This window comes from Actinopolymorpha singaporensis (assembly GCF_900104745.1).
GTDB classification, from domain to species: Bacteria; Actinomycetota; Actinomycetes; order Propionibacteriales; family Actinopolymorphaceae; genus Actinopolymorpha; species Actinopolymorpha singaporensis.
Genome location: NZ_LT629732.1, coordinates 5,491,982 through 5,515,011, shown reverse-complemented (window position 1 = coordinate 5,515,011; position 23,030 = coordinate 5,491,982). Strand labels below are relative to the sequence as shown.

Here is a 23,030-nt window from a genome sequence, read left to right as displayed (position 1 = left end):
TTCTCCGTGGATCCGGCTTCCGCGGAGCGGAGGGGTGCTTCTGCGGAAGCGGAGGAGTACTGGTCAGTCCCGGGGGCCGGCCGGGGCGATCCCGCGGACCGTGAGCGCCGCGGACCTGTCCGCGGACCTCTCAGCTGACGTCTTCGCAGCCTCCCGGGACTCGGAGAACCCGTCCGCCGTCGCCGCCGGTCCCCGCGTACCGACGAGCACCCATGTCGCCACCGCGAGCGTGAGCGCCGCGCCGCCGACGTGGATGCCGACCAGGGCGGCCGGCAGGCCCGTGAAGTACTGCAGGAACCCGACCGCTCCCTGGCCCACCTCGACCACCAGCAGAGCGAGGGCGGCCCGCCGGGCGCGCGCCGGCGCGCCGGTGGCCCAGACCGCCGCCATCATCCCGACGGTCAGGCCGATCAGCAGGAACACCACGTCGGCGTGAACCTGGCTGACCGCCGCCGGATCCAGGCCGTTGCGCCGAGCCTGCAGGTCACCGGCGTGCGGACCGCTCCCGGTGACCACCGTGCCGAGGTAGAGCACCGCGACGGCGGTGGCGAACAGGCCGTACGCCAGGCCGCGGACCGGCCGGGGAACGGACGGCGCCATCGGCCCACCGGGTTCGCGGGTACGCCGGGCGAGCACCACGGCCACCGCCACCAGCGCCGGGGACACCATGAAGTGCGCGCCCACCACCCACGGGTTCAGGTGGGTCAGCACGGTGATGCCGCCGACGACGGCCTGGGCCGGAATGCCCAGCAGCAGGATTCCGGACAGCCACCGCAGGTCGCGGCGGCGTGGCAGGTAGCGCATCGCCGCCAGCCAGGTCAGCCCCACCACGATGGCCAGGACGAACGTCAGCAGCCGGTTGCCGAACTCGATCACACCGTGCAGGCCGAGCTCGGGATGCGCGGTGAACGAGGTGTCGGTGCACCTCGGCCAGGTGGGGCAGCCGAGCCCCGAACCGGTCAGCCGGACGGCGCCGCCGGTGATCACGATGCCGAGGTTGGCGACCAGCGACGCGACGGCCAGGCCGCGGATCTGGCCGAGAGTGGGACGGGGGACCTGCACGCGCCAAGCGTAAGCGGCCACTCCCGGACGCCTGTCGGCTCCCCTCGGCCGCCGGGTCCGCCGGGCCGGATGTCCGGCTCGGGGCAAATCACCCGGATATGGCTCGCCTGACCACCCGATCGGCCCGCTCACTCCCAGCGGAACGTACGCGAGGTGGCCAGCGCCGCCGCGAGCAGCCAGGCCGCCAGGATGCCGGCGGAACCCGCCACGGCTCCCCAGGAAGTGCCTGCCGAGGCGCCGGCCACGCCGAACGTGTGCCGCAGTCCCTCGGCCAGGGCCGCCGACGGCAGCCAGCCGATCACCGGCTGGATCGCGGCCGGGTAGGACGCCACCGGCACCAGGGTCGCGCCGCACACCACCAGCAGCAGGTAGACGAGGTTGGCGCCGGCCAGGGTCGCCTCCGCCCGCAGCGTGCCGGCCATCAGCAGTCCCAGGGCGGCGAACGCGCTCGTACCCGCGACCACCAGGACGACGACCGCGCCGACCGTGCCGGCGCCGAGGTGGGGCCGCCAGTCCAGGGCGTAGGCCACGGCGCCGATCAGGACGACCTGCACGACCTCCACCATCAAGACCGCGAGCACCTTCCCGGCCAGCAGCCCGGTGCGGGGCAGGGGAGAGACGCCGAGCCGCTTGAGGACGCCGTACCTGCGTTCGAAGGCGGTGGCGATGGCCAGGCTGGTGAACGCCGTGGACATCACCGCCAGGCCGATGACCCCCGGTGCGAGGACGTCGATGCGCCGCTGGGGGCCGAGGGACAGCCCGGGTGCGAGCGTTCCGGCGGCCAGGAGCAGCAGCGGGATGACCAGGGCGAGGACGACCTGTTCCCCGTTGCGGAACAGCAGCCGCGCCTCCATCAGGCCCTGGGCGAGCACCATCCGGGGCAGGGACGCCGCGCCGGGACGGGGGGCGAAGGTGGCGGCACTCACGCGCGCAGCTCCCGTCCGGTGAGCTCGAGGAAGACGTCCTCGAGGGTGTGGCGTTCGACCGCGAGGTCGTCGGCGAGCACGCCGTTGGCGGCACACCAGGCGGTGACCGTGGCGAGCAGTTGCGGGTCGATCTCGCCGAGGACGAGGTAGCTGCCGGGTGCGGGTTCGCGGACCTCGCTCCCGGCGGGCAGGGCAGCCCGCAGCGACCGGACGTCGAGGCCCATCGGCCCGCGGAACCGCAGCGAGTTGGCGGCGCCGCGCGAGGTCAGCTCGGCGGGAGAGCCGGAAGCGATCACCCGGCCGTGGTCGATGACGTACACCTGGTCGGCGAGGCGTTCGGCCTCCTCCATGTAGTGCGTGGTGAGGACCAGTGACACCCCGTCGCGGCGGAGTTCCTCGACCAGCTCCCAGGTGGACCGCCGGGCGAGCGGGTCCAGTCCGGCGGTGGGCTCGTCCAGCACGACGAGCTCGGGGCGGCCGACCAGGGCGGTGGCCAGGGCCAGGCGCTGCTTCTGCCCGCCCGACAGCCGGCGGTACGGCGTACGGCCGCAGCTGCCGAGGTCGAGCCGCTCTACCAGCAGGTCGACGTCCAGGGGATGCGCGTGCAGCCGGGCGACGTGCCGGATCATCTCCCGGGCCCGGGCGCCGGACCACGCCCCGCCCTCCTGGAGCATCACGCCGAGCCGGGGCATCAGCGCCCGCCGGTCGGCCACCGGGTCCAGGCCGAGGACGCTCACCCGGCCACGGTCGGGGCGACGGTAGCCCTCGGCCGTCTCGATCGTGGAGGTCTTGCCGGCGCCGTTGGGGCCGAGGATGGCGGTGACGCTGCCCTGCCGGACGGTGAGGCTCAGCCCGTCGACGGCGGTGACGGCGGAACCGCCCCGCCCGTAGCGCACCACGAGGTCCTCGATCTCGATCACCAGATCGCCCACTCTGGGAGTCTAGGTCGGTCACCTGGGAGGTCCGACCGCCGGGACGTGCGGGGGTGCTGCCGGGGTGACGCGAGGGCGAAGCGTCCGGTTCGTACCCGAACGAGAGCGGATGTGACCAAGGTCGCAGCTCCATCCGGCCGTCACGCAGGAGGAGTTAGGTCGACCTCACTAGCCTCTCCGGACGAATAACAGCACAATGGCGTTGTGAAAAACACCCGGACGACTCCGGTGGCTCCGGCCCCGCCGGCGCCGCACTCCGCACCCCCGGGCACAGCGCCCGCAGGGGTGGGCGGTGCTGCGCATGCGGACGCCGAGGCCGGGCATGAGTCCACCCGGGAACGGGTTGCCCGGGTGATCCTCGAGCGCGGGCCGCAGACGGCGGCGGCGCTCGCCGACCAGCTGGGCGTGACCCCGGCGGCGATCCGCCGCCACCTGGACGCGATGGTGGCCGAGGGTGTCGTCGCGGCCCGCGAGCAGCGGATTCGCGGCCCCCGCGGTCGCGGGCGCCCGGCCAAGGTCTTCGCCATCACCGACGAGGGCCGCAGCGCGTTCCACCAGGCCTACGACGACCTGGCGGTCAGCGCGCTGCGCTACATCCGCGAGACCGGCGGGGAGGACGCGCTGGAAGCATTCGCCCGGCGGCTCGTCGGCCGGCTCGAGGAGCGTTACCGCTCGGTCGCCACCGCGTTTCCCGCCGACGAGGGAACAACCGCGCTCGCCGAGGCGCTGTCGGAGGACGGGTACGCTGCCTCGGTCGAGCCGGCGGGCACGGGCGAGCAGCTGTGCCAGCACCACTGCCCGGTGGCCCACGTGGCCGAGCAGTTCCCGCAGTTGTGCGAGGCGGAGACGGAGGTGTTCTCCCGGCTGCTCGGGCGACACGTCCAGCGCCTCGCCACCATCGCGCACGGGGACGGCGTGTGCACGACCCACGTACCCCGTCCCGCCGGGGCCGTCCGCCCCGACGCGGCGCACGCTCCCGAGCGCACCACGAGCCCGCACCCGACGACGAACTCCACCACCAACCCCACGACGCACGCCACGACCCGCAGTGTTCGATCCCGAACTGGGAGGAATCCTTCATGAGCACGACCGCGCATCCCGAACTCGAGGGGCTGGGCCGCTACCAGTACGGCTGGGCCGACTCCGACGCCGCGGGCGCGACCGCCAAGCGTGGCCTGTCCGAGGATGTCGTGCGCGAGATCTCCGCGCTCAAGAACGAACCCGAGTGGATGCTCGACCTGCGGATGCGGGGGCTGAAGTTCTTCTACCGCAAGCCGATGCCCACCTGGGGCGCCGACCTGTCGACGATCGACTTCGACAGCATCAAGTACTTCGTGCGGTCGACCGAGAAGCAGGCGACCACCTGGGACGAGCTGCCCGACGACATCAAGAACACCTACGACAAGCTGGGCATCCCCGAGGCGGAGAAGCAGCGGCTGATCGCGGGTGTCGCCGCGCAGTACGAGTCCGAGGTCGTCTACCACAAGATCCGCGAGGACCTCGAGGAACAGGGCGTCATCTTCGTCGACACCGACACCGGCCTGCGTGAGCACCCCGAGCTGTTCAAGGAGTACTTCGGCACGGTGATCCCGGCCGGCGACAACAAGTTCGCCGCGCTCAACACCGCTGTCTGGAGCGGCGGCAGCTTCATCTACGTGCCGCCGGGCGTGCACGTGGAGATCCCGCTGCAGGCGTACTTCCGCATCAACACCGAGAACATGGGGCAGTTCGAGCGGACGCTGATCATCGTCGACGAGGGCGCCTACGTGCACTACGTCGAGGGCTGCACCGCGCCGATCTACTCCACGGACTCGCTGCACTCCGCGGTGGTCGAGATCATCGTGAAGAAGAACGCCCGCTGCCGCTACACCACGATCCAGAACTGGTCCAACAACGTCTACAACCTCGTCACCAAGCGGGCGACCGCGGCCGAGGGCGCGACGATGGAGTGGGTCGACGGCAACCTCGGGTCGAAGATCACGATGAAGTACCCCGCGATCTACCTCATGGGCGAGCACGCCAAGGGCGAGACGCTCTCCATCGCGTTCGCGGGCGAGGGCCAGCACCAGGACGCGGGCGCCAAGATGGTCCACTGCGCGCCGCGTACGTCCTCCTCGATCATCTCCAAGTCGGTGGCCCGCGGCGGCGGCCGCACCTCCTACCGCGGCCTGGTCGAGGTGCAGGACGGCGCCGACCACTCCAAGAGCACGGTGAAGTGCGACGCGCTGCTGGTCGACCAGGTGAGCCGGTCCGACACCTATCCCTACGTCGACGTCCGCGAGGACGACGTGGAGATGGCGCACGAGGCCACGGTGTCCAAGGTGACCGACGACCAGCTCTTCTACCTCATGAGCCGCGGGCTCAACGAGGACGAGGCGATGGCGATGATCGTGCGCGGCTTCGTGGAGCCGATCGCCCGCGAGCTGCCGATGGAGTACGCGCTGGAGATGAACCGGCTGATCGAGCTGCAGATGGAGGGGGCCGTCGGCTGACCCCGGTGGCGGTGCGGCCGGCGGCTCCGGTTCCCGGACCCCGGCCGCACCACCCCGCCGACGACCTGTTGGTACGACGAGAAGGTGAGAGCGACACCCGACATGCCCGATCACGACCAGACCCACACCGGGGCCGAGGCCGCGCAGGAACGCGCAGCCGTGGCGTCCCAGGTGCTCTCGCCGGACACTGGTGCCGTCGCCGGCCCGCCGCCGACCCCCGCGGGCTCGGCCGGCCAGGCGCACTCCCACGGCGCGGGTGCGGACGCCCAGCCCGCGTCCCACCTGCATCCGGAAGGCTCCTTCGACCTGGCCGACCACCCGGTCCCGACGGGGCGGGAGGAGGTGTGGCGGTTCACCCCGCTGAAGCGGCTGCGCCGCCTCACCGACGGTTCGGCGGAGGCCTCCGGGAAGGTGGTCGTCGACGTCTCCGCCGGCCCGGAGGTGCGGGTGGAGACCGTGGGCCGCGACGACGCACGGCTCGGCTCGGTGCACAAGCCCGGTGACCGGGTGAGCGCCCAGGCGTGGACGTCGTTCGGCCAGGCAACGGTGGTGACTGTTCCGGCCGAGGCGCGACCGGCGGACCCGGTGGTGGTGACCGTGCGCGGCGAGGCGGCCGAGGGTGCGAGCTACGCCCACACCTTCGTCGACGTCCAGCCGTACGCCGAGGCGGTCGTGGTCCTCGACCACGTGGGCTCGGCGACCTACGCCGACAACGTCGAGCTCTCCGTCGGCGACGGCGCCAAGGTGACACTGGTGTCGGTGCAGGACTGGGCCGACGACGCCGTGCACGCCGGGCACCAGGCGCTGCGGATCGGCCGGGATGCGCACGTCCGGCACGTGGTGGTGACCTTCGGCGGTGATCTCGTACGCCTGCACAGCCACCTCTCCTACGCCGGTCCGGGCGGTGAGGTCGAGGCGCTCGGCCTGTACTTCGCCGATGCCGACCAGCACCTGGAGCACCGGCTGTTCGTCGACCACAACCAGCCGCACACCCGAAGCAACGTCGAGTACAAGGGCGCACTGCAGGGCGCGGGCGCGCACACCGTGTGGGTCGGCGACGTGCTGATCCGCAAGGTGGCCGAGGGAATCCAGACGTACGAGCACAACCGCAACCTGATGTTGACAGACGGCTGCCGGGCCGACTCCGTACCCAACCTGGAGATCGAGACCGGCGAGATCGAGGGCGCGGGGCACGCCAGCGCCACCGGCCGGTTCGACGACGAGCAGCTGTTCTACCTCCAGTCGCGCGGCGTCCCGGCCGACGAGGCCCGCCGGCTGGTCGTGCACGGCTTCTTCGCCGACCTCATCCGGCACATCGGCGTTCCCCAGCTGCGGGAGCGGCTGATGGGCCACGTCGAGGAGGAGCTCGAGCGCAGCGTCGGGCTGCCACCGGCGTCCTCCACCGCGGTGCCCGCGTCGAGCGGTGCCGCGCAGGAGGTGGGCGCGTGACCGACTACCTGCGCGCCTGCCCGCTGGCCGACCTTCCCGACGTCGGGGCGATCCCGGTCGTCGTCGACGGCGTACCCGTCGCGGTCGTGCGCAGCAGCGAGGGCGACGTCCACGCGATCCACGACGTCTGCTCGCACGCGGAGGTGGCGCTGTCGGAGGGGGAGGTCGAGGACGGCGAGATCGAGTGCTGGCTGCACGGCTCGCGGTTCGATCTGAACTCCGGCGCCCCGACCGGACTGCCGGCCACCGAGCCGGTGCCGGTCTACCCCGTGAAGATCGACGGCGACGACGTGCTGGTCGACGTCCACCACCCGCTCAACACCCGAGCCTGACCCCGCAAGAACTGGAGCCTGAATCCGTGAGCACCCTCGAGATCCGCGACCTGCACGTCTCCGTCGAGACCGAGGCCGGCCCGAAGGAGATCCTGCGCGGGGTCAACCTGACCGTGAGGTCGGGGGAGACCCACGCGATCATGGGTCCCAACGGCTCGGGCAAGTCGACGCTGGCCTACTCCATCGCCGGCCACCCGAAGTACCAGATCACCCGTGGTTCGGTCACCCTGGACGGTGAGGACGTGCTGTCCCTGAGCGTGGACGAGCGCGCCCGCGCCGGCCTCTTCCTCGCGATGCAGTACCCCGTCGAGGTGGCCGGGGTGTCCGTGGCCAACTTCCTGCGTACGGCCAAGACCGCCGTCGACGGCAAGGCGCCCAACCTGCGCAGCTGGGTGAAGGACGTCAACGGTGCCCTGGAGAAGCTCGGCATGGGTGCGGACTTCGCCCAGCGCAACGTCAACGAGGGCTTCTCCGGCGGTGAGAAGAAGCGGCACGAGATCGCGCAGCTGGAGCTGCTCGACCCGAAGTTCGCGATCCTGGACGAGACCGACTCAGGCCTCGACATCGACGCGCTGAAGGTCGTCTCCGACGGCGTCAACCGCTTCCACGGCAAGGGTGACAAGGGTGTCCTGCTGATCACCCACTACACCCGCATCCTGCGCTACATCACCCCCGACTACGTGCACGTCTTCGTCGACGGCCGGGTCGCGGAGGAGGGCGGCCCCGAGCTCGCCGAGAAGCTCGAGGCCGAGGGGTACGCGAGCTACCAGAAGGCGGGCGCATCGTCGTGATCGCCGACCGGACCGGCCTGGACGTGGAGCGGATCCGCAAGGACTTCCCGATCCTGGAGCGGGTCATGCCCGGTGGCCGGCCGCTGGTCTACCTCGACAGCGGGGCCACCTCGCACAAGCCGCGCCAGGTGCTCGACGCCGAGCGGGACTTCTACGAGCAGCACAACGCCGCGGTGCACCGGGGCGCGCACCGGCTCGCCGAGGAGGCGACCGACCTCTACGAGTCCGCGCGCGCCCGGATCGCCGCGTTCGTCGGTGCCGGGGTGGACGAGGTGGTGTTCACCAAGAACGCCACCGAGGGCATCAACCTCGTGGCCTACGCCATGAGCAACGCCGCCACCGCCGGGCCGGAGGCGGAGCGCTTCCGGATCGGGCCGGGCGACGAGGTCGTCGTCACCGAGATGGAGCACCACGCCAACCTCGTGCCCTGGCAGGAGCTCTGCCGGCGCACCGGTGCGACGCTGCGGTGGTTCGGCCTCACCGACGACGGCCGGCTGGACCTGTCCGGCATCGACGAGCTGATCAACGAGCGCACCAGGCTGGTGGCGCTCACCCACCAGTCCAACGTGCTCGGCACGGTCAATCCGCTCGACCTGATCGTGCCCCGTGCGCACGCTGTCGGCGCGCTGGTCGTACTGGACGCCGCGCAGTCGGTGCCGCACCAGCCGGTCGACTTCGCCCGCCTGGACGTGGACTTCCTGGTGTTCTCCGGCCACAAGATGCTCGGGCCCACCGGGATCGGCGTTCTCGTCGGCCGGCACGAGCTGCTGGCCGCGATGCCGCCGTTCCTCACCGGCGGGTCGATGATCGAGGTCGTGCGGATGGAGGGGACGACGTTCGCCGCGCCACCGCAGCGGTTCGAGGCCGGCGTACCCAACATCGCGCAGGCCATCGGACTGGGCGCCGCGGTCGACTACCTCCAGACAGTCGGCATGGAGGCGGTCGAGGCGCACGAACGCGACCTCACGGCGTACGCGCTGGAACGCCTGCCGGAGATCCCCGGCGTGCGCATCATCGGGCCGCCCACCGCGGAGGCACGCGGCGGCGCGGTGTCCTTCGTCGTCGACGAGCTCCACCCGCACGACGTGGGCCAGGTGCTCGACGAGCTCGGCATCCAGGTGCGAGTCGGGCACCACTGCGCCTGGCCGATCGTGCGTCGCTACAAGATTCCGGCCACCACCCGGGCGACGTTCTACCTCTACAACAACCGCGCCGAGATCGACGTACTCGCCGACGGGATCGAGCAGGTCCGGCGGTTCTTCGGCGTGGCCGAGACGACCGTGGGGACGAGCGGGCGGTCGGGCGCGACCACCACGAGCTGACCAGCCGCAGACGACAGGACGGTGCTGACCTGATGCAGGTCGAGGCGTTGTACCAGGACATCATCCTGGACCACTACAAGAACCCGCACGGCAAGGGCCTGCGGGAGCCGTTCGAGGCCGAGGTCTACCACGTCAACCCCACCTGCGGTGACGAGGTGACGCTGCGGGTGCACCTGGAGGGCGAGGGTGCCGACGCGCGGGTCGCGGACGTGTCGTACGACAGCATGGGGTGCTCGATCAGCCAGGCGTCGGCATCGGTGATGTACGACCTGGTGCACGGCAAGACTGTCAAGGAAGCCTTGCGGCTGCACGACGAGTTCCTCACGCTGATGCAGTCCAAGGGGAAGCTCGAACCCGACGAGGACGTGCTGGAGGACGGCATCGCGTTCGCCGGCGTCTCCAAGTACCCCGCCCGGATCAAGTGCGCGTTGCTGTCCTGGATGGCGTGGAAGGACGCGACCGCGAAGGCACAGGTGGACCAGCCGGACGGTGCGGGCACGCTGGACGTGTCCGGTGCCACGGCGTCGGCCGGTGCCGACGACCACCACGCTGGCGATGCGGACAACGACGAGAAGGGAGCCGGCCGATGAGCGAGGCCGTGAAGACGAGCGAGGACGACCTGCTCGAGGCGATGAAGGACGTCGTCGACCCGGAACTGGGCATCAACGTCGTCGACCTCGGCCTGGTGTACGGCGTGAGCCTGGACGACGAGGGCGTGGCGACCATCGACATGACCCTCACCTCGGCCGCGTGCCCGCTGACCGACGTGATCGAGGACCAGACGCAGGTCGCCCTCGACGGCATCGTGGAGGCGTTCCGGATCAACTGGGTCTGGATGCCGCCGTGGGGGCCGGACAAGATCACCGACGACGGCCGGGAACAGCTGCGTGCCCTCGGCTTCAACGTCTGAGCCGGCCTTCGAGCCGGAGTCCGGATCCGTTGCCGGCCTAGAGGAATCCACCCGCGAGCTGACGGTCGGGCCGGATCGGCTCGACCGTTGGCTGGCGGGTTTTCTCACCCGGCACGGCGGCCCTGCGGACCCGGCCGCCCGAAGCGACGCAGAGGTGCCGGCCGACGGCACCTCCGTGATCGTGCGCGCGGCCGACGGTGCCCGGGTGGAGGTCGGCGTGCCCTTCCCGCCGCTCACCCCCGATCCGGCGTTGCCGTACGCCGGGCTGGTGGCGCACGTGATCCGGGACCGCACGGTCGGTGTGGTGCTGGTGCGGATGGGCGGCTACGCCGCGGGGGTGTTCGACGGCCCCGTGCTGCGTAGGTCGAAGGTCGGCTCGCGCCTGGTGCAGGGCCGCACCGCCGCGGGTGGATGGTCCCAGCAGCGCTTCGCGCGGCGCCGGGAGAAGCAGGCCCGGGAGGCGTTCGCCGCGGCGGCGGACGTGGCCGCCCGGGTGGTGCTGCCTCATCTTTCCGACCTGGCCGCGGTGGTCGTCGGCGGTGATCGTCGAGCCGTGGGCCAGGTGCTGCAGGACCCGAGACTGGCGCCGCTGCGGGCGCTGGTGACCGGGCCGCACCTGGACGTGCCCGACCCGAAGCTCGCCGTGCTGCGGGCGACGCCGGAGCGGTTCCGTGCCGTCCGGCTGCGGCTCACCGAGCCGGCTCAGGCGGCTCAGGCGGCTCAGGAAGCTCCGCCGGACCAGCTCGCCTGAACCCACCGCGCGCCGGCTACCGCACCCGCGGGGAGGTGTCGGTCGTACGGCCGGCGTTCTCGCGGTAGCGCGCGCAGGCGTCGGCGATCAGGGTCACCGTGTCGGGGTCGGCCGGGTCGGGTGAGCAGATCAGCTCCGAGACCCCCTCGGCCTCCCAGGCGGCGAACGCCGCGGCCACCTCGTCGACGTCGCCGCGGATCAGCCGCTCGGGCTTCTCCTCGGCGTTGGCGGCCGTCGGCGCGGCCACCTGCACACCGGCGGTGCGGGCCAGCGTGGCCGGATCGCGGCCGACGTCGCGGCAGGCCTGGTCGAGCGCAGCGTTCGCCTGGCGGAAGCGGTCTCCGGGCAGCCCGAACCACGCGAGGTTCCACAGGTCGGCGTACTGCGCGGCGAGCCCGAGCATCCGCGGCCGAACGCCCGCGACCAGCACCGGCGGCACCGGCCGGTCGGGCCGGTCGCGGACCGGCGCGTCCTGCACGCGGTGGTACTCACCTGCGATGGTCGCCCGGCCGGTGCGCAGCATCGTGGTGATGATCTGCAGGGCCTCGTCGAACCGCCCCACCCGGTGGTCGAAGGGCAGGTCGAACGCCTGGAACTCCGGCTCGTGCCAGCCCGCGCCGAGACCGAGGACCAGCCGGCCGCCGCTGACCTCCTGCAGGGTGTCGGCCATCCGGGCCAGTACGCCGGGCGGCCGGAACGCCGTACACAGGACCAGCGCACCCAGCCGGACGGTCGAGGTGGCCTCGGCCAGCGCCGTCAGCACGGTCCAGGCCTCCCAGGGGGAGCCGGCACTGTCGTCGGTGGAGTCACCCACGAGGTGGTCGTAGACCCAGATCGAGTCCAGGCCCTGCGCCTCGGCCCGGACGGCGAGGTCGCGGATGCCGGCGTAGCCGCGGGGCACTCCGGGCTCCTGCTCATCACCCATCGGGAGAATCAGACCTACGTGCACGCCGGCTCCTCTCACCGCCCCGCGGGGCTTTTGCGGGGTTCGCGCTCGCAGGCTATCCGCCGGCGGGCCCATGAGCGAGGCGCTCGACCGGATGGGTTCGGGCGAGTCGACGGGTACGGCGCGGCAGGAAGCGGTCGCCGCCGGTGAGGGTCATCGCCGGAAACCAATGCCGGTAATGCCGCCAAGTGGGATAATCGCTCGCAATTCAGGACCCCGTGACCTGCGCACCACCTACGCACCGCCGGAAGGGTGAGGTCAACGACTCGCGACGATTCGCCGAACGAACCGGCCGAGACGTCCGTGACGTCCGTGACGTCCGGGCGGCGCCGCGGCGTACAGTCCATCGACCGCGCCGTCGCGATCCTGCGCTGCTTCGACACCGCGCATCCCGAGCTCGGTATCAGCGACCTGGCGCGCCGCACCGGCCTGTCGACGAGCACGACCCACCGGCTGCTCAGCGCGCTGCAGGACAACCGTCTCGTACGCCAGTCCCGCGACCGCCGCTACGCGCTCGGCCCGCTGCTGCTGCGGCTGGCCAGGGTCGGCGCCGCCCCGGCCAGCGTGCTCGACGCCGCCCGCCCGGTGATGACCCGGCTGCGCGACGAGGTGGACGAGACGGTCGGCCTGCACGTACTCCTGCCCACCCGCGAACGCGCGGTCATCGACCAGGTGGAAAGCCGCCAGCCGCTGCGGCGGACCTACACCGAGTTCGGCGCACCGATCCCGTTGCCACTCGGCGCGCCCGGCAAGGTGCTGCTGGCCGCCCTGCCGTACGACGTACAGGAGGCGGTGCTCGCCCGGCCGATCACGGCCACGTCACCGGGAACCTCGCCGGGTACGTCACAGGCCACGTCACCGGCCGATCCGACCGAGCCGGACGTGCTGCGCAAGCAGCTGGTCGGCATCCGCCGGCGCAACGTCGCGTTCTCCCGGGCCGAGCGCACGTCGGGGATCCGCACAGTCGCCTCCGCCGTCTTCGACGGTGCCGACCTGCCCGTCGCTTCGCTCAGCGTCTCCGCGCCGGCCGGGCGGATGCCGGAGGAACGCATGGAGGAGTACGCCCCGCTGGTGGTCGCGGCCGCGTGGTCGATCTCCGAACAGCTCGGCGCCACCCGGGAGGGTGTCGCGGCCTACCTCACCAGGGCCGAGCCGCCGCCCGGGTGACCCGCCCGCCGGCGTGACCCGCCCGCGTGACCCGCCTCGGCCGACCCAGCTCACCCGACGCTGCTCGCCGGCGACGGGCGGGCGTCACCGGCGCGGCCGGCCGCCGGTGTCAGCGGGGTCGTCGTCGACACCGCGGGCGGCCAGCGCCTCACCGATCGCGTCGGCCCGCTTGAGCAACCGGATGACGAGCGGGACCACCAGCGCGGCCGGGCTGCGTTCCAGGCCGCGGGCCCGCTGTGCCTCCCTGGTCTCGGCGAACGTCTGGGCGACCAGGGGTACGCAGCGCACCGTGAGCGCGAGCACCAGCGCCACCCGGGCCGGGCTCACCCCCACCCTCCGCAGCGGCCGCAGGCCGGCCTCGAACGCGTCCAGCATGGCCGACACCCGGGTGGTGAGGGTCACCAGTGCGGCCAGCGTGACCATCAGCAGCAGCTGCCCGACGACCAGCACCGCCCGGTGCGGGCCGGCGGTGAGCCACTGGAACGCCAGCAGCGGCACCGCGAACCACAGCACCGGCCGCAGCTGGGCCAGGCCGACGCGCCACGGGATCCGGGCGAGCCCGGCGGCCAGCAACGTCACCGCGAACGCCAGCACGAGGTTGGGCACGGTGGTGATCCGCAGTACGCCGACGGCGGCCACCGCCAGGCCGGCGAGCTTCGCGCCCGCCGGCGCGCGGTGCAGCAGCGAGCCGCCCGGCTGGTAGAGCCCGAGCCCGGACGACACCGAGGCGCCCGGCGACGAGGACGCGGTCACGCCAGCAGCTCCTCGTACGCCGTGACCGCCGAGGCGGGGTCGGTGTCGGCGGCCACCCGGCCCTCGTGCAGCACCAGCACCCGGTCGAAGCCGTCCAGCAGTTGCAGGTGATGGGTGACCAGGACGACCCGCTGAGGCAGCGCGGCCAGCAACTCGGTGACCAGCCGCGCGTTGCGCAGGTCGAGCAGCGTGGTCGGCTCGTCGCAGACCAGCGTGCCGGGTTCGGTTACCAGGACACCGGCCAGCGCCAGCAGCTGGGTCTGCCCGCCGGAGAGCAGGTGGGCAGGGTGGTCGGCGTACTCCGCGAGACCGTACGCCGAGAGCGCCGCCTCCACCCGCTCGGCGATCTGCGCCCGGGACAGCCCTGACCGGCGCAGCCCGAACGCGACGTCCTCGGCCACCGTCGGCATCACCACCTGGGCGTCGGGATCGGTGAACACGAACCCGACCCGGCGGCGGACCTCGCGGCCCGCCGTACGCGTGTCGTAGCCGTCCACCAGCACCTGACCGCGGGTCGGCAGGACCAGGCCGTTGAGCAGCCGCGCGAACGTGGACTTGCCCGAGCCGTTGGCGCCGATCACGCCGATGCGCCGCTCGGACAGCTCGAGGTCGAGCCCGGAGAGCACGGTCCGCGGGCCGTAATGGTGGGAGACGCTGCGGAGTTCGATCACGACCGGCTCCCAACAGAGTCGGGGGCAGACTCGCCGGGCACCCTCGCCACCAGCGCGGCCAGCCCCATCCCGCCGCCGACCGCGACCGCGGCCAGCCCGAGGTCGGGACCACCGGCGCGCACCATCCGCGAGAACAACCGCACGAGGACGACCGCGCCGCTCGCGCCCCACGGGTGGCCGAGCGCCAGCGCGCCGCCGTCGGCGCAGATCCGTTCCGGGTCCAGGTCGAGGGCGTCGGCGCAGGCGAGCACCTGACCGGCGAACGCCTCCACGAACTCGATCGCACCCACGTCGGCGAGCTTGAGGCCCTGCCGGTCCAGCAGGGCGCGTACGGCGGACACCGGTCCCAGACCGGGCCGGCCGGGATCGGTGCCGGTGCACGCCCAGTCGACCAGCCGCAGCCCGGCCCACCCACGTGCGGCGCGCAGGCGTTCGGAGACGACGGCCACCGCGGCCGCGCCGTCGTTGACGCCGCAGGAGTTGCCCGCGGTGACCGTGCCTCCCTCGCCGACGGGAACGAACGCCGGCCGCAGCCGGGCGAGCCTGCTCAGGTCCAGCCCGGCCCGGGGACGGTCGTCGCGGTCGCAACCGGCCAGCGGGACGATCTCCGCGGCGAACCGCCCTGCCGCCGCGGCCGCCACCGCCCGGGCATGGCTGCGCGCGGCGTAGCCGTCCTGGCGTTCCCGGCTCACCCCGGCCTCGCGGGCCACCAGGTCGGCAGCGGCGCCCATCTCCGGGTCGGCGTACGGCGGGGGAGCGAACGGCGCACGGTCGTACGGGCGTGGTGCCTCGCCCGGGGTGTCCGGCCGCCACGCCCGCACCGGCGCGGTGGACGCGCTCTCCACCCCGCCGGCGAGGTAAAGCGCGCCCAGCCCCGCACGTACCTGTCCGGCCGCCAGCGTCACCGCCTCCAGGCCGCTGCCGCACTGGCGGTCGACGGTCAGGCCGGGCACAGCCGGACCGAGCCCGGCACGCAGGGCGGCCACCCGGGCGACGTTCCCGCCGGGACCCATCGTGTTGCCGAGGATGACGTCGGCGACCGCGGTGCTCGGCACGGAGTTCGGCACAGAGTGCGGCGCGGTGTCCTGCTCGACGGGGATCCGGAGGTCGGCCAACAGCGCGCGCAGCACCGGTGCGGCGAGTTCGTCGGCGGACAGGTGGGCGAGCCCGCGGCCGGCGGTGGCCAGGGGCGTACGCCGGGCGGCCACCAGGACGGGCGCTGAGCCGGGGTGCGGGTTCACGTCAGCACCCGGGCGCCGAGCGAGCCGTCGCGCAGGCCGGCGTGGACCTCGGCTCGCGGCACCTTGCCGCCGGGGGTACGGGGGAGCCGGTCCACGGCGTACCAGAGCCGCGGCCGATCGGTGGCCGCCAGGCCCACCGCCGCGGCCGCCCGCAGCTCGGCCAGGGTGGGTGCGCAGCCCGGCCGGGGTTCGACGACCGCGGCGACGACCTGGCCCAGCCGTTCGTGCGGCGTACCGACGCAGGCGACCTCGGCCACCCCGGGCACCTGCCGCAGCACGTGTTCGACCGCCTCGGCGAGGACGGTCGCGCCGCCGGTGGTGATCGCCGCGTCGCCGCGCCCGTGGACCGACAGCGTTCCGTCGTCGTGGCGTACACCGTGGTCGCCGACCGTGGCGAACCCGTCGGGGTCGCGGTCCAGCCCGAGCGCGAGGTAGGGGCCGCGGGCCCAGATCACGCCGTCGCGGACGTCGACGTCCACCTCGGGGAACGGCCGCAACCGATCCGGCGGCAGGCCCGGCCTGCGGATGGCGACGAAGGAGAGTTCGGCCGCGCCGTAGTAGTCGACGACCTCCATTCCGGCCGCCGCGGCCTTCGCGCGTACGCCGGGGTCGAGGTGGGCGCCCCCGCACACGACGGTCCGCAGCCGGCCGGCGGAGGGGCCGAGCCGGTCCAGAAGTTCGGTGAGCATGCTCGGCACCAGGTGCACGGCGGTGCAGGACTCGCAGGCCCGGGCGGCGTCGGCGGGCGACCAGGACGGCAGGGCGTGCACCGCGGCACCCACGGTCAGCGCGTGCAGGGCGCCGTACAGGAACAGGCTTCCGGACAACCGGCCGGGCACCAGCACCGTGTCCTGCGCACCGACACCGGTGAGGGCGGAGAACGTGGGGAAGCTGAACGTCCACGACCGGCGGGTCCGCGCCACCGGCCGGGGAGTGCCGGTGCTGCCGGAGGTGAACACCACCAGGCTCACGGCGGTGCCGTGCCGGTCCACCAGTGCGCGGGCGGAGGCCGCGGCCGGCTCGCGGACGGCGTCCGGCCAGTCGGCGTCGGCGACCACAGCGGCCGCCTCCAGCAGGTCGGCCGCGACTACGGCGGCCAGCAGGTCGGCCGGGTCCGGGTCGGCACAGACCACGGCGTGCCCGGCTGCGACTCCGGAGGCGGCGAGCGTCTCGGCCCGGCGTTCGGCGCGGGCGGCCAGTTCGCCGTAGCCGACCGTCCCGGAGCGACCGACCAGCGCCGGCCGGTCCGGCTCGGCGGCCGCCCGGCGGCGTACGTCGCGGGAGATGGGCATCGAGGCGAACGCTACCGCCGCGCTCGCCGCTTCGACCCGCTCGGCTTCCCGCCAGCCGGGTCGGCGGGCTCGCCACCGGGGCCGTCAGGCTCGGCCGCTGGTCCGCCGGCCTCGGCCGAACCGAGAGTCGGGTAGCCCGCGTGGACCCCGCGGGCGACCAGCGTCGCGATCACCGCCTTGATCAGGTCGCCGGGCAGGAACACCGTCGCAGCTACCAACGTGGCGACCAGTCCGGTCGTACCCGACCGCCACGCCTGTACCGGAACACCCACCGCGTACACCACGACGATGCCGCCGACGATGTTGGCGACCAGCCCGGCCGGGATGCTGTAGCGGGGGAGCAGGCGCTCGGTCAGCCATCCGGTCACCCAGGCGCCCAGCGGGAACCCCACGAAGTAGCCGGCCGACGCACCGGCCAGTACGCCCAGCCCGCCCCGGCCGCCGGCCAGCAGCGGCAGCCCGGCGAGCACGAGCGCGCAGAACGTCAGCGTGGCCAGCAGGCCGCGGCGCGCACCCAGGATCGACCCGGCCAGCATCGGCCCCAGCGACTGCGCGGTGATCGGGACGGTGCTGCCGAACAGCGCGATGGATCCCGGCAAGCCGAGCACCGCGATCAGGGCCGCGAACAGCGCGATCAGCGCCAGGTCGCGGGTGGGTAGCCGGCGGACCGGTGCCGGTGCTGCCATGTGGAACTCCTCGTGGTTCGGTCGGCCCGGCGCGGAGGCGGGGCCGCATCGAGGGTATGCGGCCGGCCCGCCGGTCCGACCTGCCTTCCGCGCCAACGTCCGGTCCTGCCGCTTGGCGTGACCCCACAATCGGTGCGACCCCGCAGCCGGGGCCCCGGCAACCGGGTCGCGGCCACCCGGGAGTGCCCTCTACACTGGCAGGCATGCTCATCCGGATTGCGTGACTGGACACTCCGTTGCCCACGTGTCCCCTGTGTCCGTTCGACTCCGGAGCGTTCTCCCGTGATCACCGTAAGCAGTCTCGAACTCCGTGCTGGCGCGCGTCTTCTTCTTTCTGACGTCTCCTTCCGCGTCGCCCCCGGCGACCGCGTGGGTCTGGTCGGCCGCAACGGCGCCGGCAAGACGACCCTGACCCGGATCCTCGCCGGCGAGGGCCAGCCGGCCGCCGGCACCGTCACCCGTTCCGGCTCGGTCGGCTACCTCCCGCAGGACCCTCGCACCGGCGACCTCGACGTCACCGCCCGCGACCGCGTGCTGTCCGCGCGCGGCCTGGACCAGGTGGTCGACCAGCTGCGCACCGCCGAGCTGGAGATGGCCGGCGTCGGCGCGGGCAGTGCCGGGACCGCCGGCACCGACCGCGCGATGCGGAAGTACGCCCGGGCCGAGGAGGAGTTCCTCGCCCGCGGCGGGTACGCCGCCGAGTCCGAGGCGGCCCAGGTCACCGCGAGCCTTGGCCTCCCCGAGCGCGTTCTGTCCCAGCCGCTGCGCACCCTCTCCGGCGGTCAGCGGCGCCGCATCGAACTGGCCCGGATCCTGTTCTCCGGCTCCGACACCCTGCTCCTCGACGAGCCGACCAACCACCTCGACGCCGACTCCGTCACCTGGCTGCGGGAGTACCTGCGGTCCTACAGGGGCGGCCTGGTGGTGATCAGCCACGACGTCGGCCTGCTCGAGGCGACTGTCAACCGCGTCTTTCACCTGGACGCCAACCGCGCCGAGCTGGACGTCTACAACGTCGGCTGGCGCACCTACCTCGAGCAGCGCGAGACCGACGACCGGCGGCGCAGGCGCGAGCGCACCAACGCCGAGCGCAAGGCGAGCGCCCTGATGGCCCAGGCCGACAAGATGCGGGCCAAGGCGACGAAGGCGACCGCGGCCAAGAACATGGCCCGCCGGGCCGAGCGGATGGTCTCCGGGCTGGAGGCCGAGCGCAAGGCCGACCGGGTGGCCCGGATCCGGCTGCCCGAGCCCGCTCCCTGCGGCAAGACGCCGTTGACAGCGCGCGAGCTGTCGAAGTCGTACGGCTCGCTGGAGGTCTTCAGCGACGTCGACCTGGCCGTCGACAAGGGCAGCCGGGTGGTCGTCCTCGGGCTGAACGGTGCGGGGAAGACGACCCTGCTCCGGGTGCTGTCCGGGGTCGAGCGGCCCGACACCGGCGAGGTGGTGCCGGGCCACGGCCTCCGGCTCGGCTACTACGCCCAGGAGCACGAGACACTCGACACCACGCGTACCGTCCGGGAGAACATGCTGGCCGAGGCTCCGCACCTCACCGACACCGAGGCGCGCAAGGTGCTGGGCTCGTTCCTGTTCTCCGGCGACGACGTGGACAAGCCGGCGGGGGTGCTCTCCGGTGGGGAGAAGACCCGGCTGGCGCTGGCCCGGCTGGTGTGTTCGAGCGCCAACGTCCTGCTGCTGGACGAGCCGACGAACAACCTCGACCCGGTGTCGCGGGAGGAGATCCTGGGCGCGATCCGGTCGTACAAGGGTGCGATCGTGCTCGTCACCCACGACGAGGGCGCGGTCGCGGCGCTCGAACCCGAACGCGTCCTGCTGCTCCCCGACGGTGTCGAGGACCTCTGGAACGCCGACTACGCCGACCTGGTCTCGCTCGCCTGAGCGTGGGAGGACTCCGGTCCTCCACGCTCCGGCGCGAGGCCGAGTCGCCCCATTTCACTGGTTCGAGCGACATCCGCCGGATTGCGAATCGGTAATCGCGTCCGATCAGGTGTTGCCGACGCGCATGGTCCGGCCGATCATCGGGCATTGGTGGGTTGATCGAATGCCGTGCGGCTCTGCCATGTGAGCCCAGGGCAACCGCCAACTCGCCAGCGGAGGCAAGCGTGGTCGAGACATTGAAGAAGGGCGTTCGGGTCACCGGACCACAGCGGGACAAGCTCGCCGCGGACCTGAGACGAAAGTACGACGGAGGCAAGAGCATCCGTACGATCGCCCAGGAGACCGGCCGGTCCTACGGGTTCGTGCACCGGTTGCTGAGCGAGTCCGGGGTGCGGCTTCGCAGCAGGGGCGGAGCGACCCGGGCCAAGAAGGTGCGGGCCTGAAGCCGCGCCGCCGTACGCACCCCGTCAGACGCGAGGAGCAGACGTACGGAGGCAGGCCACGGCCTTGGGACTGCGGGGGTCACCAGGGAGCTGGGCCGGTCTCTGCGAGATCATGACGCCCTGACGAACGAACCCCCTGGCCGGGAAGACATTGTCCGGCCAGGGGGTTCACCTGTGCGGACCGGTCGCCGACGAAGGGAAGCCGCGCCTTGAGCATGCACGGTGGTGGGGGTGGCTGGGGCACGATCCGGTCCTTCACCCGGGACAGGTCGGCGGCCCGCCGGCGCCTGGCGCCCGGCACGACCCGGCGGATCGTGTCGTTCGCCCGTCCCTACGCCGGGTTCGTCGGCACGCTGACGGTGCTGCTGGCCGTCGACGCCGCCGCCGGCGCGGTCACCCCGCTGATCTTCCGCGAGATCATCAACGAGGGCGTGCTCGGCAAGGACTCCGGACTGGTGGTCCGGATGGCCCTGGTGGTCGCGGGCATCGCGATCCTGACCGGCGCGCTGGGCCTGGTCGAGCGCTACTGCGGCGCCCGGATCGGCGAGGGCCTGATCTTCGACATGCGCTCGCGGGTGTTCGCACACATCCAGCGGATGCCGCTGGCGTTCTTCACGCGTACCCAGACCGGCGCCCTGGTGTCCCGCCTCAACAACGACGTCCTCGGCGCGCAGCAGGCGTTCACGTCCACGCTGTCGAACGTCGTGAGCAACCTGCTCACCGCGGTGTTCACGCTGAGCGCGATGTTCGTCCTGTCCTGGCAGATCACCCTGGTCTCCCTGGTCATGCTGCCGTTGTTCCTGCTGCCGGCCCGCTGGCTCGGGCGCAAGCTGCAGGCGATCACCCGGGAGTCCTACGACCTCAATGCGCAGATGAACGCCATGCTGACCGAGCGGCTCGGCGTGTCCGGAGCCCTGCTGGTGAAGCTGTTCGGCCGGCACGAGGTGGAGGACGAGGCGTTCGGGCAGCGGGCGGCCCGGGTCCGCGACATCGGCGTCACCCAGGCGATGTACAGCCGGGTGTTCTTCACCGCGCTGATGCTGGTCGCCTCGCTGTCGGTGGCGCTGGTCTACGGCTGGGGCGGCGTCCAGGCCGTGGCCGGTGCGCTGAGTGTCGGAACGCTGGTGGCGCTGACGGCGTACCTCACCCGGCTGTACGGCCCGCTGACCGCGCTGTCCAACGTGCACGTCGACATCATGACCGCGCTGGTGAGCTTCGAGCGGGTGTTCGAGGTGCTGGACCTGGAGCCGCTGGTGAAGAACCTCCCCGGCGCCCGCGACCTGCCGGCGGAGGTGCCCGCGAGCATCGAGTTCGACCGGGTGAGTTTCGAGTACCCGCGGGCCGCCGAGGTGTCCCTCGCCTCGCTGGAGACGGTCGCCGTGCTCGACCAGACCGTCTCCACCCAGGTGCTGCACGAGGTGTCGGTCCGGGCGGAGGCCGGCCAGCTGGTGGCGCTGGTCGGGCAGTCCGGTGCGGGCAAGACGACGATGACCCACCTGGTCACCCGGATGTACGACGTCACCGCGGGCGCGGTGCGCGTGGGCGGGATCGACGTGCGCGACCTCACGCTGGAGTCGCTGCGGGACGCGATCGGCGTGGTCACCCAGGACCCGCACATGTTCCACGACACGATCCGGGCCAACCTGCTGTACGCCAAGCCGGACGCCACCGAGGACGAGCTCGTCGAGGCGCTGCGGGCGGCGCAGATCTGGACACTCGTCGCCAGCCTGGCCGACGGTCTGGACACCGTGGTCGGCGAACGCGGCTACCGCCTGTCCGGCGGGGAGAAGCAGCGGCTGGCGATCGCCCGTCTGCTGCTGAAGGCGCCCCGGATCGTCGTCCTGGACGAGGCGACGGCGCACCTGGACTCGGAGTCGGAGGCCGCGGTCCAGAAGGCACTGGCGACCGCGCTGGCCGGCCGGACGTCCCTGGTGATCGCCCACCGGCTGTCGACCGTACGGGACGCCGACCTCATCGTCGTGCTGGACGAGGGCCGGATCGCCGAGCGCGGCACGCACGAGCAGCTGCTGGCCGCCGGTGGTCTCTATGCCGAGCTCTACCGAACGCAGTTCCGCCCTCAGGCCGAGGCGCAGGGGACGCTGTAGCGGGCCGGCTTCTTCCGGCGTACTCCCGGCGTACTCCCGGTGTCAGATCGCGCGGGTGGCGCCGCCGTCGACGGAGACCGTCGTACCCGTCATGTAGGAGGCCACCGGGGCGAGCACGAACGCCGCCACCCGGCCGAACTCCAGCGGCGCGCCGTACCGCCGCAGCGGGATCTCCGCCTCACGCCGGCGGCGGTAGGCCTCCGGGTCCGGGCTCTGGTCGGCGATCTCGCGAGTGCGCTCGGTGTCGAAGCTGCCCGGCAACAGGGCGTTGACACGGACGCCGGCCGGCCCCAGCTCGTCGGCGAGTGTCTTGGCCAGCCCGGCGAGACCCGGGCGCAGGCCGTTGGAGATCGCCAGGCCCGGGATCGGCGCGCGTACCGAACTCGACAGGACGAACGCGATCGAGCCGCCGTCCCGGCAGGCGGCGGCGACCGAGCGGGCCAGCCGCAGGCCTCCGAGGAACACCGACTCGAAGGCTGACCGCCACTGCTCGTCCTGGGCGTCCATGGCGGTGCCGGGAGCGGGCCCTCCGACGCTGATGAGCGCGCCGTCCAGCCGCCCCCACTTGGCCATCGCGGTGGCGACCAGGCGTTCGGCCGAGGCGGGTTCGGCGTTGTCGGCCGCGACCCCGACGGCACGCGCGGTGCCCAGGCTCGCGGCGGCGCGTTGCACGCCCTCCTCGCTGCGCGCGGAGATCACCACGTAGGCACCCTCCGCGACCAGCACCTCCGCCGCCGCCCGGCCCAGCCCACGACTCGCACCACTGAGGAGGAACACTCGGTCCCGTACGCCAAGATCCACGATGCCTCATCTTTCCTCATGACGGTGACGCCATGCGTACTGACACGCTGGGTGGTCCGACC

Annotated in this window: 23 protein-coding genes; 13 read left to right on the top strand and 10 right to left on the bottom strand. The window is 72.7% G+C overall.

The window, feature by feature from the left end; all coding sequences use genetic code 11:
• Positions 1 to 63: 63 nt before the first annotated feature.
• The 3 genes from BLU27_RS24710 to BLU27_RS24700 form a co-directional block, all read right to left on the bottom strand.
• Entirely contained in the window at positions 64 to 1,062 is a 999-nt protein-coding gene (locus BLU27_RS24710; RefSeq protein WP_241827618.1) for a COX15/CtaA family protein, read from the bottom strand.
• A gap of 128 nt (positions 1,063 to 1,190) precedes the next feature.
• Positions 1,191 to 1,988, bottom strand: coding sequence for an ABC transporter permease (locus BLU27_RS24705; RefSeq protein WP_092656012.1), 798 nt, complete (start codon positions 1,986 to 1,988; stop codon positions 1,191 to 1,193).
• Entirely contained in the window at positions 1,985 to 2,920 is a 936-nt protein-coding gene (locus BLU27_RS24700; RefSeq protein WP_092656011.1) for an ABC transporter ATP-binding protein, read from the bottom strand. Before BLU27_RS24700 ends, BLU27_RS24705 begins: the two co-directional genes overlap by 4 nt.
• A gap of 285 nt (positions 2,921 to 3,205) precedes the next feature.
• Between BLU27_RS24700 and BLU27_RS24695 the strand changes: the two genes are divergently transcribed.
• The 9 genes from BLU27_RS24695 (at position 3,206) to BLU27_RS24655 (ending at position 10,967) form a co-directional block, all read left to right on the top strand.
• On the top strand, positions 3,206 to 4,003 hold the full coding sequence (locus BLU27_RS24695; protein ID WP_092658221.1) for a helix-turn-helix transcriptional regulator: 798 nt from the start codon (positions 3,206 to 3,208) through the stop codon (positions 4,001 to 4,003).
• Positions 4,000 to 5,412, top strand: a complete 1,413-nt coding sequence (gene sufB, locus BLU27_RS24690) for a Fe-S cluster assembly protein SufB (protein WP_092656010.1) — start codon at positions 4,000 to 4,002, stop codon at positions 5,410 to 5,412. Before BLU27_RS24695 ends, sufB begins: the two co-directional genes overlap by 4 nt.
• 84 nt (positions 5,413 to 5,496) lie before the next feature.
• Positions 5,497 to 6,861, top strand: a complete 1,365-nt coding sequence (gene sufD, locus BLU27_RS24685) for a Fe-S cluster assembly protein SufD (RefSeq protein ID WP_241827617.1) — start codon at positions 5,497 to 5,499, stop codon at positions 6,859 to 6,861.
• Complete coding sequence (locus tag BLU27_RS24680; RefSeq protein ID WP_092656009.1) at positions 6,858 to 7,193, top strand: non-heme iron oxygenase ferredoxin subunit; 336 nt, start codon at positions 6,858 to 6,860, stop codon at positions 7,191 to 7,193. The genes sufD and BLU27_RS24680 overlap by 4 nt, the downstream gene beginning before the upstream one ends.
• A 26-nt stretch (positions 7,194 to 7,219) precedes the next feature.
• Positions 7,220 to 7,984 (top strand): Fe-S cluster assembly ATPase SufC, encoded by a 765-nt coding sequence (sufC, locus tag BLU27_RS24675; RefSeq protein WP_092656008.1) that lies wholly within the window; start codon positions 7,220 to 7,222, stop codon positions 7,982 to 7,984.
• Complete coding sequence (locus tag BLU27_RS24670; RefSeq protein ID WP_197681978.1) at positions 7,984 to 9,306, top strand: cysteine desulfurase; 1,323 nt, start codon at positions 7,984 to 7,986, stop codon at positions 9,304 to 9,306. The genes sufC and BLU27_RS24670 overlap by 1 nt, the downstream gene beginning before the upstream one ends.
• A gap of 32 nt (positions 9,307 to 9,338) precedes the next feature.
• Positions 9,339 to 9,896, top strand: coding sequence for a Fe-S cluster assembly sulfur transfer protein SufU (sufU, locus tag BLU27_RS24665; RefSeq protein WP_092656007.1), 558 nt, complete (start codon positions 9,339 to 9,341; stop codon positions 9,894 to 9,896).
• The gene (locus BLU27_RS24660; RefSeq protein WP_092656006.1) at positions 9,893 to 10,216 is read left to right on the top strand and encodes a metal-sulfur cluster assembly factor; all 324 of its coding nucleotides are present in this window, start codon (positions 9,893 to 9,895) and stop codon (positions 10,214 to 10,216) included. The genes sufU and BLU27_RS24660 overlap by 4 nt, the downstream gene beginning before the upstream one ends.
• Entirely contained in the window at positions 10,194 to 10,967 is a 774-nt protein-coding gene (locus BLU27_RS24655) for an acVLRF1 family peptidyl-tRNA hydrolase (protein ID WP_197681565.1), read from the top strand. Before BLU27_RS24660 ends, BLU27_RS24655 begins: the two co-directional genes overlap by 23 nt.
• A gap of 16 nt (positions 10,968 to 10,983) precedes the next feature.
• Here BLU27_RS24655 and BLU27_RS24650 read toward each other — a convergent pair whose 3' ends face one another.
• On the bottom strand, positions 10,984 to 11,988 hold the full coding sequence (locus BLU27_RS24650; protein WP_092656005.1) for an LLM class flavin-dependent oxidoreductase: 1,005 nt from the start codon (positions 11,986 to 11,988) through the stop codon (positions 10,984 to 10,986).
• 228 nt (positions 11,989 to 12,216) lie between these two features.
• Here BLU27_RS24650 and BLU27_RS24645 point away from each other — a divergent pair, with 228 nt between their 5' ends.
• Positions 12,217 to 13,080, top strand: a complete 864-nt coding sequence (locus BLU27_RS24645) for an IclR family transcriptional regulator (RefSeq protein ID WP_241827616.1) — start codon at positions 12,217 to 12,219, stop codon at positions 13,078 to 13,080.
• 84 nt (positions 13,081 to 13,164) lie between these two features.
• On the opposite strand, the gene BLU27_RS24640 is transcribed toward BLU27_RS24645, so the two are convergent.
• From BLU27_RS24640 to BLU27_RS24620, 5 genes are read right to left on the bottom strand one after another with little or no spacing between them, the layout of a single operon-like run.
• A complete protein-coding gene (locus BLU27_RS24640) occupies positions 13,165 to 13,833 on the bottom strand; it encodes an energy-coupling factor transporter transmembrane component T family protein (protein WP_197681564.1) in 669 nt (222 codons plus the stop codon).
• A complete protein-coding gene (locus tag BLU27_RS24635) occupies positions 13,830 to 14,504 on the bottom strand; it encodes an energy-coupling factor ABC transporter ATP-binding protein (protein WP_092656003.1) in 675 nt (224 codons plus the stop codon). The genes BLU27_RS24640 and BLU27_RS24635 overlap by 4 nt, the downstream gene beginning before the upstream one ends.
• Complete coding sequence (locus BLU27_RS24630; RefSeq protein ID WP_092656002.1) at positions 14,501 to 15,745, bottom strand: thiolase family protein; 1,245 nt, start codon at positions 15,743 to 15,745, stop codon at positions 14,501 to 14,503. The genes BLU27_RS24635 and BLU27_RS24630 overlap by 4 nt, the downstream gene beginning before the upstream one ends.
• On the bottom strand, positions 15,742 to 17,037 hold the full coding sequence (locus BLU27_RS24625; RefSeq protein ID WP_092656001.1) for a class I adenylate-forming enzyme family protein: 1,296 nt from the start codon (positions 17,035 to 17,037) through the stop codon (positions 15,742 to 15,744). Before BLU27_RS24625 ends, BLU27_RS24630 begins: the two co-directional genes overlap by 4 nt.
• Positions 17,038 to 17,048: 11 nt before the next feature.
• On the bottom strand, positions 17,049 to 17,723 hold the full coding sequence (locus BLU27_RS24620) for a biotin transporter BioY (protein WP_092656000.1): 675 nt from the start codon (positions 17,721 to 17,723) through the stop codon (positions 17,049 to 17,051).
• Positions 17,724 to 18,005: 282 nt separating this feature from the next.
• Here BLU27_RS24620 and BLU27_RS24615 point away from each other — a divergent pair, with 282 nt between their 5' ends.
• The 3 genes from BLU27_RS24615 to BLU27_RS24605 all read left to right on the top strand — a co-directional run bounded on the left by BLU27_RS24615 (position 18,006) and on the right by BLU27_RS24605 (position 22,167).
• Positions 18,006 to 19,619 (top strand): ABC-F family ATP-binding cassette domain-containing protein, encoded by a 1,614-nt coding sequence (locus BLU27_RS24615; RefSeq protein ID WP_092655999.1) that lies wholly within the window; start codon positions 18,006 to 18,008, stop codon positions 19,617 to 19,619.
• A gap of 224 nt (positions 19,620 to 19,843) precedes the next feature.
• Positions 19,844 to 20,062 carry a helix-turn-helix domain-containing protein gene (locus BLU27_RS24610; protein ID WP_092655998.1) on the top strand — a complete coding sequence of 73 codons (219 nt, stop codon included), beginning with the start codon at positions 19,844 to 19,846 and terminating at the stop codon, positions 20,060 to 20,062.
• Between the two features lie 215 nt (positions 20,063 to 20,277).
• Positions 20,278 to 22,167, top strand: coding sequence for an ABC transporter ATP-binding protein (locus BLU27_RS24605; RefSeq protein ID WP_092655997.1), 1,890 nt, complete (start codon positions 20,278 to 20,280; stop codon positions 22,165 to 22,167).
• 42 nt (positions 22,168 to 22,209) lie between these two features.
• On the opposite strand, the gene BLU27_RS24600 is transcribed toward BLU27_RS24605, so the two are convergent.
• Positions 22,210 to 22,968, bottom strand: coding sequence for an SDR family oxidoreductase (locus tag BLU27_RS24600; RefSeq protein WP_092655996.1), 759 nt, complete (start codon positions 22,966 to 22,968; stop codon positions 22,210 to 22,212).
• Positions 22,969 to 23,030 lie beyond the last annotated feature (62 nt).

What these genes read in the sequence shown, in the direction of transcription:
- BLU27_RS24605 (WP_092655997.1), top strand. Translation starts at nt 20,278, where the DNA reads ATGCACGGTGGTGGGGGTGGCTGGGGCACGATCCGGTCCTTCACCCGG.
- BLU27_RS24625 (WP_092656001.1), bottom strand. Translation starts at nt 17,037, where the DNA reads ATGCCCATCTCCCGCGACGTACGCCGCCGGGCGGCCGCCGAGCCGGAC.
- sufU (WP_092656007.1), top strand. Translation starts at nt 9,339, where the DNA reads ATGCAGGTCGAGGCGTTGTACCAGGACATCATCCTGGACCACTACAAG.
- BLU27_RS24620 (WP_092656000.1), bottom strand. Translation starts at nt 17,723, where the DNA reads ATGGCAGCACCGGCACCGGTCCGCCGGCTACCCACCCGCGACCTGGCG.
- sufB (WP_092656010.1), top strand. Translation starts at nt 4,000, where the DNA reads ATGAGCACGACCGCGCATCCCGAACTCGAGGGGCTGGGCCGCTACCAG.
- BLU27_RS24650 (WP_092656005.1), bottom strand. Translation starts at nt 11,988, where the DNA reads ATGGGCCCGCCGGCGGATAGCCTGCGAGCGCGAACCCCGCAAAAGCCC.
- BLU27_RS24660 (WP_092656006.1), top strand. Translation starts at nt 9,893, where the DNA reads ATGAGCGAGGCCGTGAAGACGAGCGAGGACGACCTGCTCGAGGCGATG.